Source organism: Streptomyces sp. NPDC027663 (assembly GCF_055566415.1).
Genome location: NZ_JBVHSK010000015.1, coordinates 110,412 through 126,238, shown reverse-complemented (window position 1 = coordinate 126,238; position 15,827 = coordinate 110,412). Strand labels below are relative to the sequence as shown.

Sequence of the window (15,827 nt, the reverse complement as noted above, 5' to 3'; positions counted from 1 at the left end):
AGGTGGAGACCGTGATCATCTGTGCGCCTAGTCTGTTGCGGTGACGGACGAGACGACGGCGGACGGTTTCCGCGATGATCCCGGCCTCCGCGGCTGGCGCGCGGCGGCCGAGGCGGCCCTGTACGGGCCCGGGGGCTTCTACCGGCGCCCGGAGGGCCCGGCCGGTCACTTCCGTACGTCCGTGCACGCCTCACCGCTGTTCGCGCGTGCCGTGGCCAGGCTGCTGTGCCGCGTCGACGCGGCGCTCGGACGGCCCGCCACGCTGGACTTCGTCGACATGGGCGCGGGCCGGGGCGAACTGGTCCGCGGGGTGCTCGCCGCACTGCCACCCGACGTGGCCGCACGCGCGCGTGCGTACGCCGTGGAGATCGCCGGCCGACCGGCCGGCCTGGACGACAGGATCACCTGGCTGAGCGAAATCCCGGACGCGGTCACCGGACTTCTGTTCGCCAACGAGTGGCTGGACAACGTGCCCGTGGACGTCGTCGAGGTGGACGCCGCGGGCGTGCCCCGGCTGGTGCTCGTCGCTCAGGACGGCTCCGAGCGGCTCGGGGAGCCCGTGACGGGAGCGGAGGCCGACTGGCTCGCACGCTGGTGGCCGCTGCCGGCCGAGGAGGGGCCCCGCGCGGAGATCGGACTGCCCCGCGACCGGGCCTGGGCGGCGGCCGTGGACCGGGTGGAACGGGGGCTGGCGGTGGCCGTGGACTACGCGCACACCATGGACGCGCGCCCCCTGTTCGGCACGCTCACCGGCTTCCGTGAGGGCCGCGAGACGGCACCCGTGCCGGACGGATCGTGCGACATCACGGCGCATGTGGCCCTGGACGCGTGCGCGGCGGCGGTACAGGAGCCCGCCGGAACAGCGCGCGAGCTTCCCACCGCGCGCCTGCTCACGCAACGCGCCGCCCTGCACGCCCTCGACATCACCGGCGCACGCCCCCCGCTCACGCTGGCCTCCACGGACCCCGCCGCCTACGTGCGCGCCCTGGCGGGCGCCGGCGAGGCCGCCGAGCTGACGGCGCCGGGCGGCCTGGGCGACTTCGGCTGGCTGCTCCAGCCGGTCGGCGTCCCGGACCTGCTGGAGCCGGGGTCACCGCACCCACCGGAACCGTGAGCCGTATCCGCCGCGCTGTGAGCCGCATCCGCCGGCGCCCCTGAGCCGCATCTCACCGGTCCCGTGAGCCGTACTCGCCGAGGCCCGGAAGCATCACCTGACAGCCGTACCCGCGGGACGGAGCCGTGCTCCGCCGGACCGTTCGGCCGTCCTGGACGCCTACTTGTCGATGTCGCCGACCACGAAGAACATCGAGCCCAGGATCGCCACCATGTCCGCCACCAGCGTCCCCGGCAGCAGCTCGGTCAGCGCCTGGATGTTGTTGTAGGACGCCGAGCGCAGCTTCAGCCGGTACGGCGTCTTCTCGCCCTTGCTGACGAGGTAGTAGCCGTTGATGCCGAGCGGGTTCTCGGTCCACGCGTACGTGTGCCCCTCCGGCGCCTTCAGCACCTTCGGCAGCCGCTGGTTGATCGGCCCGGGCGGCAGCTCCGCGAGCCGGTCCAGGCAGGCGTCGGCGAGGTCCAGCGCGTTGTGGGTCTGCTCCAGCAGCATCTCGAAGCGGGCGAGGCAGTCGCCCTCGCTGCGGGTGGCGACCTTCAGGGTGTCCTGCAGGTCGCCGTAGGCCAGGTACGGCTCGTCGCGGCGCAGGTCGAAGTCGACGCCCGAGGCGCGCGCGATGGGCCCGCTCACGCCGTAGGCGTGCACCGTCTCGGGCGCGAGCGTCCCGACCCCGCGCGTGCGCCCCCGGAAGATCTCGTTGCCGAGGACCAGGTCGTCGAAGACGTCCATGCGCGAGCGCACCGCGGCGACCGCTTCACGCGCGCGTGCGGTCCATCCGGCGGGCAGGTCCTCCTTGAGGCCGCCGACGCGGTTGAACATGTAGTGCATGCGCCCGCCGGAGACCTCCTCCATGACGTTCTGGAGCACCTCGCGCTCCCGGAACGCGTAGAACACCGGTGTGATCCCACCCAGCTCCAGCGGGTACGAGCCGAGGAACATCAGGTGGTTGAGCACCCGGTTCAGCTCCGCGAGCAGGGTGCGCGTCCACACCGCCCGCTCCGGAACCTCCATGCCGAGCATCCGCTCCACGGCGAGGACCACACCCAGCTCGTTCGAGAACGCCGACAGCCAGTCGTGGCGGTTGGCGAGCACGATGATCTGCCGGTAGTCGCGTGCCTCGAAGAGTTTCTCGGCGCCCCGGTGCATGTAGCCGATCACCGGCTCCGCATGCATGATGCGCTCTCCGTCCAGCACGAGCCTGAGCCGCAGCACGCCGTGCGTGGAGGGGTGCTGTGGCCCGATGTTGAGCACCATGTCGGTGCTCTCCGCTGCGCCGCCGATCCCGACCGTGGTCTCCGTCGTAGGAGTCATGGCCCCAGTTTCCCCTACGTACGCTGGGCGCATGGAAACGGGGAGCCCGGAAGGGACCGAGGCGCCGGCGGGCGAGCCGGTGTGGCGGGGACTGCAGCCCGGTCTGCTGCGTGTACGCCGGCTGCTGCTGTTGGTGTGGACGGCGGTGCTCACAGTGGCCGCAGGGCTGCTGCCGGGGCTTCTGGCCGGCCCCGCGTGGGCGGCCTGGGCGCTGCTGCCGCCGGTGTCGGCCGCCTGGTGCTGGTGGCTGGTGGAGCGCAACTGGCGCTCCTGGCGGTACGCCGAGCGCGCCGACGACCTGCTGATCAGCCGCGGTGTGCTGTGGCGCGAGGAGACGGTGGTGCCGTACGGGCGGATGCAGCTGGTGGAGGTGACCTCCGGGCCCGTCGAGCGGCGCTTCGGGCTGGCCACCGTGCAGCTGCACACGGCCGCCGCCGCCACCGACGCGACGATCCCCGGCCTGGACCCGGCCGAGGCGGAACGGCTGCGCGACCGGCTCACCGAGCTGGGCGAGTCACGATCGGCGGGCCTGTGACGGCCCCGGACGGTGCCGACGGCACGGGCACCGAGTCCGGCATCGACGCCGAGGCCGGAACCGGCAGTGGCACCGGCGCTGGCACCGGCAGTGGCACTGGCACTGGCACTGGCGCAGCGGACAGCGGCATACCGGAGCGTCCGCCCGTCGCCGAGCGCCGGCTGCATCCGGTCACGCCCTTCCGTCGCGCCTGGGCGCCGCTCGCCGTGCTGGCCGGCTGGGCGGTGCACGACCCGAACGGCACCCAGCAGCAGCTGGCGCGGCTGACCACCACGATGCTCCTGCTGGGGCTCGCGGTGCTGGTGCCGGTCGCCGGCCTCTACGGGTTCCTCTCCTGGTGGTTCACGCATTTCGCGGTGACCGACACCGAGCTGCGCATCCGGACCGGACTGCTGTTCCGGCGCACCGCGCACATCCGGCTGGAGCGCATCCAGGCCGTGGACGTCTCCCGCCCGCTCCTCGCGCGCGTGGCGGGCGTCGCGAAGCTGCGGATCGACGTCGTCGGCGCCGACGACAAGGACGAGCTGGCTTTCCTGGGCGAACGGGAGGCGAGCGCCCTGCGCGCGGAGCTGCTCGCGCGCGCCGCGGGATTCGCGCCCGAGACGGCGCGCGAAATCGGAGAGGCCCCGGCACAGGTTCTGCTGCGGGTGCCCCCGCGCGAGCTGGCGCGCTCCCTGGCACTGACGGGTGCCACCTGGGGCACGCTGTGCGGCGCGCTCGTCGTACCGACCCTGCTGTGGCTCACCACCCACAACGCGTGGACGGTCCTCGTCACCGCGCTGCCGCTGCTCGGCGCGGCCGGCGCGAGCGGCGTGGGCCGGTTCGTCACCGAGTTCGACTGGACGGTGAGCGAATCCCCGGACGGACTGCGCATCGACCACGGGCTGCTCGACCGAACGCACGAGACGGTACCGCCCGGCCGGGTGCAGACCGTACGGATCGTGGAACCGCTGCTGTGGCGGCGATGGGGGTCCCCCCGCTCGAGCGGAGCCGAGAGTGGGGGAGGCTGGGTGCGGGTGGAACTGGACGTGGCCGGGTCTGCCAACTCGGTGCTGATACCGGTGGCCCCGCGCGCGGCGGCCGAAGCGGTCGTCGCGCGCGTGCTGCCGGGCGTGACGGTGCCGCGGGAGCTGTCGCGGGCGCCGCGCCGGGCCCGGTGGTGCGTGCCCCTCTGGTGGCGAGGGCATCGGCTCGCGGTCACCGGCGCGGTGTTCGCCGCCCGGAGCGGCCTGCTGTGCCGCAGGCTCTCGCTGGTGCCGCACGCCAAGGTGCAGAGCGTACGGCTCACCCAGGGGCCCTGGGAGCGCCGCTGGGGGCTCGCCGGCGTTCACGTGGACACCGGGGCCGACAAGACCGTCACGGCCCGTCTACGGGGCGCCGAGGAGGCCACGCGGCTGCTGGCCGAGCAGGCGGAGCGGTCCCGGACGGGCCGCCGGGACGCCCCGCCGGACCGCTGGATGACCGCGGGCCGCCCCCGGGCCGACGACGGGCCGACCCGGGTCGACCGCGGGCCGGCCCCGGGCTGACCGCGAACCGCACCCAGGCTGACCGCAGGCCCCACCCGACTGACCGCAAACCGCACCAGGCTGACCGCAGGCCCCACCCGGGCTGACCGTCGACCGCCCGCCGGCCGGACTCCGCATCCGGACTCCGCATCGAGGCACCAACGCGCCCGGAGACCGGCACATCCAGACACCGGCACGTCCAGACACCGGCGCACCTGAGCATCGACGCACTTGGGCATCGACGCAGCGCGCCCGGCCCCCACGTGGGAAGGCCGGGCCCGAGACTGCGGATGTACGGCTGACGGCGGCTCAGGAGGCCGCGCTGCGCAGCCCCTGGATGTCGATCTGCTCGGTCTCGTCGTGCGCCGTCAGGTCGATGACCTGGCCGACGCCCCGGGACTGCGCGTCGGCGGGCTTGAACGCGGCCTCGGTCTCGGCCTTGTGCACGGCGAGGGCCTCCGGGCCGACCACGTCGGCGAGGTCTTCGTTCTGCACGGAGTCCAGCGGGTCCTTCGAGCCGCCCTTCTGGGTGCCGAAGAAGTCGAAGCCGCCCTCGACCACCGGGCGCCGCGCGGGCGCGGCCGGTACGACGGCCACCGCGGTCGGCACCGTGAAGTGCCCGGCGGACGCCTGCCCCGCGCGCGTGGCGACCTGGGCCGCCGGCGCGACGCCGGCCCCGTCGGTCAGGCCCGCCGCGGTGTCTTCTCCTTTGGCGTGGGTCCCGGCCTCGGCCACCTCGCTCGCGGCAGCCTCCGGCGCCGCGGCCGCGTCCTCGACGGGCTCGGAGATCCCGACCGCCCCGGGCTGCGCGGCGGCCCGGTCCTCGGCAGCCTCGGCCCCGACCGGCCCGGCGCCGGGAACCTCGGCCGCGGACACATCAGGCTCCGGCTCCTCCGCCCCCGACACCTGGGACTCAGGCTCCTCGGCCCCGGACACCTCGGACTCCGGCTCCTCGGCCCCCGACACCTCGGACGCAGGCACCTCGGCCCCCGACACCTCGGACTCAGGCACCTCGCCCTCGGACACCTGGGACTCGGGCACCTCGGCCCCGGTCGCCGTGGCTGTCTCCGGCTCGGCCTCGGCCTGAACCTCGGCGTCCGCTTCGGGCGCGGTCTCTGCTTCCGGATCCGCAGCAGCGTCCCCCCGGTCGAACCGGGCCAGGGCCGTCAGGGCCCGCCCGTACAGCCGGGCACCATCGGGCGAGAACACAGCCTGCGCCGCCGGCCGGCTCGCGGCGGCCTCCGAGCCCGCGGAAGCCTCGGCGGAATCGGTGGCGTCGGCGCCCTCGGCGTCATCGATGTCAACGATGTCATCGGCGCCCTCGGTCCCCCGGGACGCTTCAGGGCCCGCGGTGGCCGTCTGCTCCGGTTCGGCGCGCCGCGCGGGCGGCAGGGCCGGTACGGACGACGACGCGGAGTCGGGCGCCGACTCGATCTCCAGCAGCCGGCGTCCCTCCAGGGCGCTCGCGCGCTCGGTCTCCGCCGTGGCGTACCGGCGCAGCAGGGCCGCGTGCTCGTTGCGCAGTCCGGCCAGTTCGGCCCGCTTGGCGCGCAGCCGCTGCTCCAGCTTGGCGCGCAGTTCGCGGGACTCCTCGAGGTCGGTCTCCAGTTCGGCGACCCGTTCCTCGTAGCGCCATTCGTCGCCGGCACGCGCGCGCGTGAGTTCGGCGACCTGTTTGCCCGCCTGCACGTCCCAGCGGCGCATCACGACCGCGCCGAGGACCGCCGTCGCGGCGGCCGCGGCGGCCAGCGTGCGCAACACCGTGGCCTCGGAGAACACCCAAGGACCCAGCGCGCAGACGACGGAGACGCCGGCGATCGCCGAAGGAGGCAACAGCCGGTGCAGAGGGGGGGAATGGCGGTGGCGTCCACGTGGCATGGCCAGAAACTTACCGCGCGTAGGCGAATCGCGGACCCCCGCCCCGCAAAAACAACAGTCCTACGGGAGGTTTCACGGGACGTCAGGGGCCACGCCGGCTCAGCGGTCGGTGAGCCGGCCGCTGATCCACTGGAGGGTCGGCGGGATCTCGCGCCGCCAGGTGTTGAAGTTGTGGCCGCCGCTCTCGAGGATGATCGACGAGATGCGGGTCAGGTTCGTGGCCTGCACACGCTCTATGAACCTCATCGTGTCGTTGTAGTTGTGCTCGCCCACCTTGCTGCTGGTGACGAGCAGCGAGGTGTCGGGCGCGGGCTCGTTCTTGAGGTACCACCACAGGTCGGCACGATTCTGCAGCTTCTTGTCGCCGTGGAAGAGGTCACCGGTCGTGGGGTCGATCGGCGCCTTGTAGTAGGGCGACAGGCCGGCGCCGGCCGCGTACACGCCGGGGTGGTGCATGGCGAGCTTGAGGGCGCAGTAGCCGCCCGTGGAGTCGCCGATGACGCCCCAGCTGCCCGGTCGCTTGCCGGCCCGGTAGTGCGCCAGGACCGCCTCCGGCAGATCCTTGGCAAAAAACGTTTCCGCTTGCGGGCCGCCCGGGACGTCCACGCACTCGGTGTCCCTCGGCGGCGCCAAGGTCGGCCGCAGCATCACCATGATCATCGGCTGCATCCGCCCGTCCTTGGCGAGCTTCTGCGCCGTGCTCGGGTAGTTCAGTTTGTCCACCAGCGACCGCGCGGTGCCCGGGTAGCCGGTCAGCACGACCGCGACGGGGAACGTACGCGTGCGGTACTGCGGCTGGAAGTACTCCGGCGGCAGATAGACGTACGCGGGAGTGCCGATGTGGCTCGTACGGCCGACGATGTCGACCTTCTGGATCTGCCCGCCCGTCTCCGGCCGCGCGGTCGGTGCGCCCGGCACGTCGGAGGTGGAGACCACCTGGAGCGGGCCGGCGGTGCTGCCGTTGGCCGAGTGGTCGACGACGATGCCCTGCTCGGTCTCCTTGCCGAACAGGTCCGCCCAGCTGGCGTAGAAACCGAAGGCCTGGTTGGCGGCGAGACCCAGGGAGGCGAAGAGTGTCAACTGGGTGGACAGCAGCAGGCCGACCCGGCCGCTGACGGCCCGCCAGCTCTGCCGGGCGAGGCGCGGCCACAGCCACACCGTGCCGATGAACAGCACGGCGGCGATCGCAATCGCCAGCACCAGCACTTTGTTGCTCGTGAGACCCATGGGCTGCTTCCTGCCTGCGCTTTCCGCCCGTGCCGCGCCCACGCTTCGTCGCGAGGGTTTGCCCGGGGCTTTCCTTGGCCTTTGACCCGACTTTCCGGTGGGGAGTGAACCTCTTTCCCCAAGACACCGTCCTAGAGGGCGCAATGTCGCCGGATGCCCCGATCGGCACCGGGTTCAAGGTCTCTCGCAGAACTACGGGATGCGATGTCTGTCAGGATAGATGGGGAAATGTCGGGCGGGGTTCCGGGCCGATCAAGCCGGGCGCGGCGCATGATGCGCGGCCCGCGCCCCGAGGCCGTGCCCGCTCTGGTCGGCAGGGCGGCCGCTCTCGTGGGCCTCCTGGACATTGCCGCGGGCGTGTTCCCGCGCTTCCGTCACAGCCGTATGCACGCCATCGCCGAGGTGCTGCCGGGCTCCTTCGGGCCCTTCGCCGCGGCCCTCTCGCTCAGCGCCGGCGTGCTGTTGCTGCTGCTGGCGCACGGGCTGAAGCGACGCAAGCGCCGGGCATGGCGCGCCGCGGTGGCGCTGCTGCCGGCGGGCGCGGCGGCGCAGTTCGCGTACCGGCACTCGCTCATCGGAGTGCTCATCGCGGTCGCGCTGCTGGTGCCGCTGCTGCGCCACAGGGACCAGTTCGCGGCTCTGCCCGATCCGCGCAGCAGGTGGCGCGCGCTCGCCAACTTCGTGCTGATGAGCGCGGGTTCCCTGGCCCTCGGACTGGTCATCGTCAGCGTCCACCCGCACCGGACGATCGGTGACCCGAGCGTGGCCGACCGGCTGACCCACGTCGTCTACGGCCTGTTCGGCTTCGAGGGCCCGGTCGACTACCAGGGCAACACCTCCTGGACGGTCGCCTTCTCCCTCGGCGCCCTCGGCTGGATCACCGCCGTCACCACCATCTACCTGGCCTTCCGCCCCGAACACCCGGCCGCGCGCCTCACCGAGGACGACGAGGTCAAGCTGCGTGCCCTGCTGGAGAAGCACGGCGGGCGCGACTCGCTCGGCCACTTCGCGCTGCGCCGCGACAAGGCCGTCGTCTTCTCGCCGAGCGGCAAGGCCGCGGTCACCTACCGGGTCGTCTCCGGCGTGATGCTCGCCAGCGGTGACCCGATCGGCGACGTCGAGGCCTGGCCGGGCGCCATCGAGCGCTTCATGGACGAGGCCAGGGCCCACTCCTGGACCCCCGCGGTCATGGGCTGCTCGGAGACCGGCGGCGAGGTGTGGACCCGCGAGACCGGTCTGGACGCCCTGGAACTGGGCGACGAGGCGGTGGTGGACGTGGCGGATTTCTCGCTCGCCGGACGCGCGATGCGCAACGTGCGCCAGATGGTCAAGCGCATCGAGCGAGCCGGCTACGAAACCCGGGTACGGCGCATCCGTGACCTCGGCGACGCCGAACTGGAGCGGATCCGCGAGGCGGCGGAGGACTGGCGCGGCACCGACACCGAGCGCGGTTTCTCCATGGCGCTCGGCCGCATCGGCGACGCCGCCGACGGCGACTGCCTGATCGCCACCGCACACAAGGCCGACGACGAGCCGGGCGAGTACGGCGACCTGAAGGCGATCCTCCACTTCGTTCCGTGGGGCAAGGACGGCGTCTCGCTGGACCTGATGCGCCGTGACCGCTCCGCCGACCCGGGCATGAACGAGCTGCTGATCGTCGCCGCCCTGCAGGCCGCCCCGAAGTTCGGCATCAACCGGGTCTCGCTGAACTTCGCCATGTTCCGCTCCGCCCTCGCCCGCGGCGAGAAGATCGGCGCCGGCCCGGTGCTGCGTGCCTGGCGCGGGCTGCTGGTGTTCCTCTCCCGCTGGTTCCAGATCGAGTCGCTGTACAAGTTCAACGCCAAGTTCCAGCCGCGTTGGGAGCCGCGCTTCGTGGTCTACCGGGCCTCCGGGGACCTGCCCCGCATCGGCTTCGCCGCCATGCAGGCGGAGGGCTTCGTCGACCTCGCCCTGCCGCTGCCTCGGTTCCTGCGCCGGCGCCGGGCCGCCGCCCAGCGCCCGTGTGCCCACGCCATGGGTGAACGGGACGTCCGAGCGGCCTGACCGGACGGCCGGACCCGTGCGGCACCCCGGCTGCCGCGCGTTCCCGGCACCGCCCTGGGCCTACGCTGAACGTATGAACAACCACAGCGGGCGGGGCCGAGTGGCCGGCCTTCCGGCATGGGACCGGTGTGCCGTCATGGGCGTCGTGAACGTGACCCCGGACTCCTTCTCCGACGGCGGCCACTGGTTCGACACGACCGCCGCCGTCAAGCACGGCCTGGACCTCGTCGCCGAGGGCGCGGATCTGGTCGACGTCGGCGGCGAGTCCACCCGGCCCGGCGCCACGCGCGTGGACGAGGCCGAGGAACTGCGCCGGGTGATCCCCGTCGTACGCGGCCTCGCCTCCGAGGGTGTCGTCGTCTCCGTCGACACGATGCGCGCCTGCGTCGCCGAACAGTCCCTCGCGGCCGGTGCCGCCCTTGTCAACGACGTCAGCGGCGGCCTCGCCGACCCCGCGATGATCCCGGTGGTCGCCGACGCGGGCGCCCCCTTCGTCGTCATGCACTGGCGCGGCTTCCTGCAGGGCGGCAACGTCCGGGGCGCCTATGAGGACGTCGTCGCCGAGGTCATGGACGAGTTGCACGCGCGCGTGGAGGCCGTTCTCGCGGGCGGCATCGCCCCCGACCGCGTCGTCGTCGACCCCGGTCTCGGCTTCTCCAAGGACGCCGACCACGACCTCGCCCTCCTCGCCCACCTCGACCGCCTGCACGCACTCGGCCACCCCCTCCTGGTCGCTGCCTCCCGCAAGCGGTTCCTCGGCCGCGTCCTGGCCGGCCCCGAAGCGGCGCCCCCGCCCGCCCGGGAGCGCGACGCGGCCACGGCGGCCGTCTCCGCACTCGCGGCGCACGCCGGCGCATGGGCGGTACGCGTGCACGAGGTACGTGCCACCGCCGACGCGGTGCGGGTCGCACGGGCCGTGGAAGGGGCGCGGACGGCGGTACCGGCACCCGGCACGGACAGCGAGCGCGGGTCACAGAGCGGGCACGAGGCGCACGGAACAGGCAACGCGCCGGGCGCCGGGAACGAGCGCCGGGCGGAAGGAGACCGGTGAGCGCCCCACACACCGACGTCGAGCAGGTGGAGGCTGCCAACACCGCCTTCTACGAGGCACTGGAACGCGGCGACTTCGAAGAGGTCTCCTCACTCTGGCTCACCCCCGCCGACCTTGGTGTGGACGAGACCTACCACGACCCGGCGGACGTCGGCGTGATCTCCTGCGTGCACCCCGGCTGGCCCGTGCTCACCGGCCGCGGCGAGGTCCTCCGGTCGTACGCCCTGATCATGGCCAACACCGACTACATCCAGTTCTTCCTCACCGACGTGCACGTCTCGGTCACCGGCGACACCGCACTCGTCACCTGCACGGAGAACATCCTCAGCGGTGGCCCCGCCCCGCAGGACGGCGCGGAGCTGGGCCCGCTGGTCGGGCAGCTCGTGGTCGCCACGAACGTGTTCCGGCGTACTCCCTCCGGCTGGAAGATCTGGTCGCACCACGCCTCCCCGGTGCTGGCCGAGAGCGACGACGGCGACGAGGACGACACCGGCGTGAATGGCGTGAATCCGGACGACGGCCCCCTCGCCTGACCGGGTAGACACACCACAGCCGCAGCACAGAGGCGGTCGAGGACCGAGCGAGGACCGGAGGAGTGGTTGGAATCACCTACCCGCGGGTACGAGCGGCTACCAGTCCATGACACGGCCGGGTTCCCCAGGGGAAACACCCGGTGAACCCTCCAGGACCCCGCCCGGCCCCACGCCGCCATGACCCGGCTTTGTCAGTGTCCGCAGGTAGATTCGTCTGAGGCCGGCGTGCCGCCCGCACGCGGTACGCCTCGGCCGTTCCCGACGATTGCAGGAGTGATTCGCGTGGATCGTGTCGCGCTGCGCGGCCTGAAGGCCCGCGGGCACCACGGTGTGTTCCCCAAGGAGCGCGAGGAGGGCCAGACCTTCATCGTGGACCTCGTCCTGGGCCTGGACACCCGGCCGGCCGCGGCGGACGACGACCTGACGAAGACCGTGCACTACGGCATCGTGGCCGAAGAGGTCGTGGCCGAGGTCGAGGGCGAGCCGGTGAACCTCATCGAGACGCTGGCCGAGCGCATCGCCCAGACCTGCCTGAAGCACGAAGGGGTTCAGCAGGTCGAGGTCTGCGTCCACAAGCCGGACGCGCCGATCACCGTCCCCTTCGACGACGTGACCGTCACCATCATCCGGAGCCGAGTATGACCCGACCTTTCAGCCAGGGTCACAGCGACCCGACCGTCCAGCCGGTGCCCGCCGCCGTCGTCGAGCAGGTGGACGCCGCCGACACGACCCTGCACAACCCTCAGTGGGCCGTCATCTCCATCGGCTCCAACCTCGGCAACCGCCTGGAGACCCTCCAGGGTGCCGTCGACGCCCTCGAGGACACCCCGGGTGTCCGCGTGAAGGGCGTCTCCCCGGTGTACGAGACCGAGCCCTGGGGCGTCGAGCCCGGCAGCCAGCCGTCGTACTTCAACGCGGTCGTGGTCCTGAAGACGACGCTGCCCCCCGCCTCCCTGCTGGAGCGGGCGCACGCGGTCGAGGAGGCCTTCAACCGGGTCCGGGACGAGCGCTGGGGCCCGCGCACACTGGACGTCGACATCGTCGCCTACGCCAACGTCACCTCCGACGACCCGCATCTCACCCTCCCCCACCCGCGTGCCCACGAGCGCGCCTTCGTGCTCGCCCCCTGGCACGACGTGGACCCCCAGGCGCAGCTCCCGGGCCGCGGGACGGTGGCCGAACTGCTGTCGGTCGTCACCCGTGAAGGTGTGGAGGCCCGCAAGGACCTGGAACTCCGGCTGCCCGAGTAGTCGTTAAGGTCGAGGCGGGTCACGACAGAGACGCCACGACGACCACACACCGGGACAGTCCGGGGGAACTGAAGGGACACCGTGAGAGAGCTGCGCATCAGGGTGCTGGCCGGCGTCTTCGTCGTGGCCGGCGTCCTGTCCTGGGCGGGCGCCCGCCTCTGGAACTCGATCGGGACCCTCCCCAGCGTCCCTCTGGCCGCCCCCGTCGTGCTCGCACTGATCGCGGTGGTCCTGCTGTCGACGGCGCTCTCACTGCGCGCCCGCTTCAAGGCTCAGCGCGAGCGCCGGCCCGGCGCAAAGGGCGTCGATCCGCTGATGGCCGCCCGGGCGGTCGTCTTCGGCCAGGCCAGCGCCCTGGTCGCGGCCCTCGTCGCCGGCATGTACGGCGGCGCGGGCGTCTTCCTGCTGGAGCTGCTGGACATCCCGGCCCGCCGCGACCAGGCGATCTACGCCGGCTTCTCGGTCCTGGCCGGGCTCGGCGTGATAGTTGCGGCCCTGTTCCTGGAGCGCGTCTGCAAGCTCCCCGAGGACGACGACCAGAACCACACCGGGGCGGAGCCGGCGGCCTGACCGCCGGCGCCGCTCGGCGGTCCGGTCAGCGCGCCATGATGAGGCTCATCGCCTCGTTCCGGGTCGCGGCGTCCCGCAGCTGACCGCGCACGGCGGACGTTATGGTCTTCGCGCCCGGCTTGCGGATGCCGCGCATGGACATGCACATGTGCTCGCACTCGACGACCACGATGACCCCGCGCGGTTCCAGGATCTGCATCAGGGAGTCCGCGATCTGTGTGGTGAGGCGTTCCTGCACCTGCGGACGGCGGGCGTACACGTCGACCAGCCGGGCCAGCTTGGACAGGCCGGTGATCTTGCCGGCCTCGGACGGGATGTAGCCCACGTGGGCGACGCCCCGGAACGGCACCAGATGGTGCTCGCAGGTCGAGTAGACCTCGATGTCCTTCACCAGGACCATCTCGTCGTGTCCCAGGTCGAACGTCGTGGTCAGGACGTCCTCGGGCTTCTGCCACAGGCCGGCGAAGATCTCCCTGTACGCACGCGCCACCCGCGCCGGCGTCTCCAGCAGCCCCTCACGGTCCGGGTCTTCGCCGACCGCGATCAGCAACTCCCGCACAGCGTTCTCGGCACGCTTCTCGTCGAACTCGCCGATGGTGCCTTCGCCGTCGAGCGTCACGGGGTCCGTCATCTGGTTCCTCGTTCCTGAGCCTTCGCGCGTGGGCGGTCACGCGTTCTTCCTGCGGTCATTCGAAAATGCCGCGCCCCCCAGCGTAGAACCTGGGGGGCGCGGCATACATTCCGGCCCTGTCGGCCGTGACACGCTCAGCCTTCGGAGCGGTCCTCCGGGGCCTCCGTGACCGGAGCGGACTCGGTGGCGGTGGACTTGGCCGTGCTGATCGCCGCCGTCGAGCCGTTCGCACCGTTGGTCAGTGCCAGCTCCTTGGGGGAGAGCACCGGCGGTCGGGTGGACGGGGTGCGGCGGGAGGAGCCGGTCCAGGCGGGCCGCGGCGGGCGCTTGACGATGGGGGCGAAGATCTCGGCGATCTCCTCCTTGCCCAGCGTCTCCTTCTCCAGCAGCTGCAGGACCAGGTTGTCGAGCACGTCGCGGTTCTCGACCAGGATCTCCCAGGCCTCGTTGTGCGCGGTCTCGATGAGCTTCTTGACCTCTTCGTCGACCAGCGCGGCGACCTCTTCCGAGTAGTCGCGCTGGTGAGCCATCTCACGGCCGAGGAAGGGCTCGCTGTTGTCGCCGCCGAACTTGATCGCACCGAGCCGCTCGGTCATGCCGTACTGCGTGACCATCGCGCGGGCCAGGTTGGTGGCCTTCTCGATGTCGTTGGCGGCGCCGGTGGTCGGGTCGTGGAAGACCAGTTCCTCGGCCGCGCGGCCGCCCAGCATGTAGGCGAGCTGGTCGAGCATCTCGTTGCGCGTGGTCGAGTACTTGTCCTCGTCCGGCAGGACCATCGTGTAGCCGAGGGCACGGCCACGGGACAGGATCGTGATCTTGTGGACCGGGTCGGCGTTCGGCGAAGCCGCCGCGACCAGGGCGTGACCGCCCTCGTGGTACGCGGTGATCTTCTTCTCCTTGTCCGACATGATCCGGGTCCGCTTCTGCGGGCCCGCGACCACGCGGTCGATCGCCTCGTCCAGCGCCCTGTTGTCGATCAGCTTCTGGTCGCCGCGGGCGGTCAGAAGTGCTGCCTCGTTCAGGACGTTGGCGAGGTCGGCACCCGTCATGCCCGGGGTACGGCGGGCGACGGCGGACAGGTCGACGTCGGGCGCGACCGGCTTGCCCTTCTGGTGGACCTTGAGGATCTCCATGCGGCCCTGCAGGTCCGGCGGGTCGACCGCGATCTGGCGGTCGAAGCGGCCGGGACGCAGCAGCGCCGGGTCGAGGATGTCCGGGCGGTTGGTGGCGGCGATCAGGATCACACCGCCCTTGACGTCGAAGCCGTCCATCTCGACGAGCAGCTGGTTCAGGGTCTGCTCGCGCTCGTCGTGACCGCCGCCGAGGCCGGCGCCGCGGTGCCGGCCGACCGCGTCGATCTCGTCGACGAAGACGATCGCCGGGGCGTTCGCCTTGGCCTGCTCGAACAGGTCACGGACTCGGGAGGCACCGACACCGACGAACATCTCGACGAAGTCGGAACCGGAGATCGAGTAGAAGGGGACCCCCGCCTCGCCGGCGACGGCGCGCGCGAGGAGCGTCTTGCCGGTACCGGGGCGGCCGTAGAGCAGCACGCCCTTGGGGATCTTGGCGCCGACGGCCTGGAACTTGGCCGGCTCCTGGAGGAACTCCTTGATCTCCTGGAGTTCCTCCACGGCCTCGTCGCAGCCGGCGACGTCGGAGAAGGTCGTCTTGGGGGTGTCCTTGGTGATGAGCTTGGCCTTGGACTTGCCGAAGTTCATGACCCGGGAGCCGCCGCCCTGCATCTGATTCATCAGGAACAGGAAGACGACCACGATCAGGACGAAGGGCAGCAGGGAGAGCAGAACGCCGAGGAACGGGTTCTGCTTGGACGGCGAGACCGTGTAGCCGTCCGGGATCTGCTTGTCCTCGTACTTGTTCTGCAACTGGCCGGCGATGGTGACGCCCTGGTCGCCGATGTAGCTCGCCTGGATCTTCGAGCTGCCCTCGACCTTGACGCCGTCCTTGAGCGTGACCTTGATGCTCTGCTCGTCACCGGTGGTGAGTTTGGCCGACTCGACCTTGTTGGCGTTGATCGCCGCCACGACCTGGCCTGTGTCCACCGTCTTGTAGCCGCCGGACGAGCCGACGACCTGCATCAACACGACCACGGCAAGGACGGCCAGCACGATCCACATGACCGGCCCACGGAAGTATCGCTTCACGTCCATCCATACGG

Annotated in this window: 14 protein-coding genes; 9 read left to right on the top strand and 5 right to left on the bottom strand. The window is 71.8% G+C overall.

Features of this window, described 5'->3' with window-relative positions:
• Nucleotides 1-40: 40 nt before the first annotated feature.
• Complete coding sequence (locus ACZ4SF_RS30960) at nt 41-1,114, top strand: SAM-dependent methyltransferase (protein WP_468390825.1); 1,074 nt, start codon at nt 41-43, stop codon at nt 1,112-1,114.
• Between the two features lie 159 nt (nt 1,115-1,273).
• Here ACZ4SF_RS30960 and ACZ4SF_RS30955 read toward each other — a convergent pair whose 3' ends face one another.
• The gene (locus tag ACZ4SF_RS30955) at nt 1,274-2,425 is read right to left on the bottom strand and encodes an NADH-quinone oxidoreductase subunit D (RefSeq protein ID WP_468390822.1); all 1,152 of its coding nucleotides are present in this window, start codon (nt 2,423-2,425) and stop codon (nt 1,274-1,276) included.
• 31 nt (nt 2,426-2,456) lie between these two features.
• On the opposite strand from ACZ4SF_RS30955, the gene ACZ4SF_RS30950 reads away from it, so the two are divergent.
• Nucleotides 2,457-2,960, top strand: coding sequence for a PH domain-containing protein (locus ACZ4SF_RS30950; RefSeq protein ID WP_468390819.1), 504 nt, complete (start codon nt 2,457-2,459; stop codon nt 2,958-2,960).
• Between the two features lie 128 nt (nt 2,961-3,088).
• Entirely contained in the window at nt 3,089-4,486 is a 1,398-nt protein-coding gene (locus tag ACZ4SF_RS30945; protein ID WP_468390977.1) for a PH domain-containing protein, read from the top strand.
• Between the two features lie 288 nt (nt 4,487-4,774).
• On the opposite strand, the gene ACZ4SF_RS30940 is transcribed toward ACZ4SF_RS30945, so the two are convergent.
• Together ACZ4SF_RS30940 and ACZ4SF_RS30935 are read right to left on the bottom strand one after the other, a co-directional pair.
• A complete protein-coding gene (locus tag ACZ4SF_RS30940) occupies nt 4,775-6,343 on the bottom strand; it encodes a hypothetical protein (protein ID WP_468390816.1) in 1,569 nt (522 codons plus the stop codon).
• 99 nt (nt 6,344-6,442) lie between these two features.
• Complete coding sequence (locus tag ACZ4SF_RS30935) at nt 6,443-7,570, bottom strand: alpha/beta hydrolase (RefSeq protein WP_468390813.1); 1,128 nt, start codon at nt 7,568-7,570, stop codon at nt 6,443-6,445.
• Between the two features lie 228 nt (nt 7,571-7,798).
• Here ACZ4SF_RS30935 and ACZ4SF_RS30930 point away from each other — a divergent pair, with 228 nt between their 5' ends.
• The 6 genes from ACZ4SF_RS30930 to ACZ4SF_RS30905 all read left to right on the top strand — a co-directional run bounded on the left by ACZ4SF_RS30930 (nt 7,799) and on the right by ACZ4SF_RS30905 (nt 13,017).
• Complete coding sequence (locus ACZ4SF_RS30930; RefSeq protein WP_468390810.1) at nt 7,799-9,613, top strand: phosphatidylglycerol lysyltransferase domain-containing protein; 1,815 nt, start codon at nt 7,799-7,801, stop codon at nt 9,611-9,613.
• Between the two features lie 73 nt (nt 9,614-9,686).
• Nucleotides 9,687-10,664: a dihydropteroate synthase gene (gene folP, locus ACZ4SF_RS30925; RefSeq protein WP_468390808.1), complete on the top strand. Its 978-nt coding sequence runs from the start codon at nt 9,687-9,689 to the stop codon at nt 10,662-10,664.
• On the top strand, nt 10,661-11,197 hold the full coding sequence (locus tag ACZ4SF_RS30920; protein ID WP_468390805.1) for a nuclear transport factor 2 family protein: 537 nt from the start codon (nt 10,661-10,663) through the stop codon (nt 11,195-11,197). The genes folP and ACZ4SF_RS30920 overlap by 4 nt, the downstream gene beginning before the upstream one ends.
• Nucleotides 11,198-11,479: 282 nt before the next feature.
• Nucleotides 11,480-11,839: a dihydroneopterin aldolase gene (gene folB / locus ACZ4SF_RS30915; protein WP_468390802.1), complete on the top strand. Its 360-nt coding sequence runs from the start codon at nt 11,480-11,482 to the stop codon at nt 11,837-11,839.
• A complete protein-coding gene (folK, locus tag ACZ4SF_RS30910) occupies nt 11,836-12,447 on the top strand; it encodes a 2-amino-4-hydroxy-6-hydroxymethyldihydropteridine diphosphokinase (RefSeq protein WP_468390799.1) in 612 nt (203 codons plus the stop codon). Before folB ends, folK begins: the two co-directional genes overlap by 4 nt.
• An 81-nt stretch (nt 12,448-12,528) precedes the next feature.
• Nucleotides 12,529-13,017, top strand: a complete 489-nt coding sequence (locus tag ACZ4SF_RS30905) for a DUF3180 domain-containing protein (RefSeq protein ID WP_468390797.1) — start codon at nt 12,529-12,531, stop codon at nt 13,015-13,017.
• A 25-nt stretch (nt 13,018-13,042) separates the two neighbouring features.
• Here ACZ4SF_RS30905 and folE read toward each other — a convergent pair whose 3' ends face one another.
• Both folE and ftsH read right to left on the bottom strand, forming a co-directional pair.
• Complete coding sequence (gene folE / locus ACZ4SF_RS30900) at nt 13,043-13,648, bottom strand: GTP cyclohydrolase I FolE (RefSeq protein WP_468390794.1); 606 nt, start codon at nt 13,646-13,648, stop codon at nt 13,043-13,045.
• Between the two features lie 134 nt (nt 13,649-13,782).
• On the bottom strand, nt 13,783-15,819 hold the full coding sequence (gene ftsH / locus ACZ4SF_RS30895; RefSeq protein WP_468390791.1) for an ATP-dependent zinc metalloprotease FtsH: 2,037 nt from the start codon (nt 15,817-15,819) through the stop codon (nt 13,783-13,785).
• Between the last annotated feature and the right edge of the window lie 8 nt (nt 15,820-15,827).

What these genes read in the sequence shown, in the direction of transcription:
- ACZ4SF_RS30955 (WP_468390822.1), bottom strand. Translation starts at nt 2,425, where the DNA reads ATGACTCCTACGACGGAGACCACGGTCGGGATCGGCGGCGCAGCGGAG.
- ACZ4SF_RS30950 (WP_468390819.1), top strand. Translation starts at nt 2,457, where the DNA reads ATGGAAACGGGGAGCCCGGAAGGGACCGAGGCGCCGGCGGGCGAGCCG.
- ACZ4SF_RS30940 (WP_468390816.1), bottom strand. Translation starts at nt 6,343, where the DNA reads ATGCCACGTGGACGCCACCGCCATTCCCCCCCTCTGCACCGGCTGTTG.
- ACZ4SF_RS30935 (WP_468390813.1), bottom strand. Translation starts at nt 7,570, where the DNA reads ATGGGTCTCACGAGCAACAAAGTGCTGGTGCTGGCGATTGCGATCGCC.
- ACZ4SF_RS30930 (WP_468390810.1), top strand. Translation starts at nt 7,799, where the DNA reads ATGTCGGGCGGGGTTCCGGGCCGATCAAGCCGGGCGCGGCGCATGATG.
- folP (WP_468390808.1), top strand. Translation starts at nt 9,687, where the DNA reads ATGAACAACCACAGCGGGCGGGGCCGAGTGGCCGGCCTTCCGGCATGG.
- folK (WP_468390799.1), top strand. Translation starts at nt 11,836, where the DNA reads ATGACCCGACCTTTCAGCCAGGGTCACAGCGACCCGACCGTCCAGCCG.
- folE (WP_468390794.1), bottom strand. Translation starts at nt 13,648, where the DNA reads ATGACGGACCCCGTGACGCTCGACGGCGAAGGCACCATCGGCGAGTTC.
- ftsH (WP_468390791.1), bottom strand. Translation starts at nt 15,819, where the DNA reads ATGGACGTGAAGCGATACTTCCGTGGGCCGGTCATGTGGATCGTGCTG.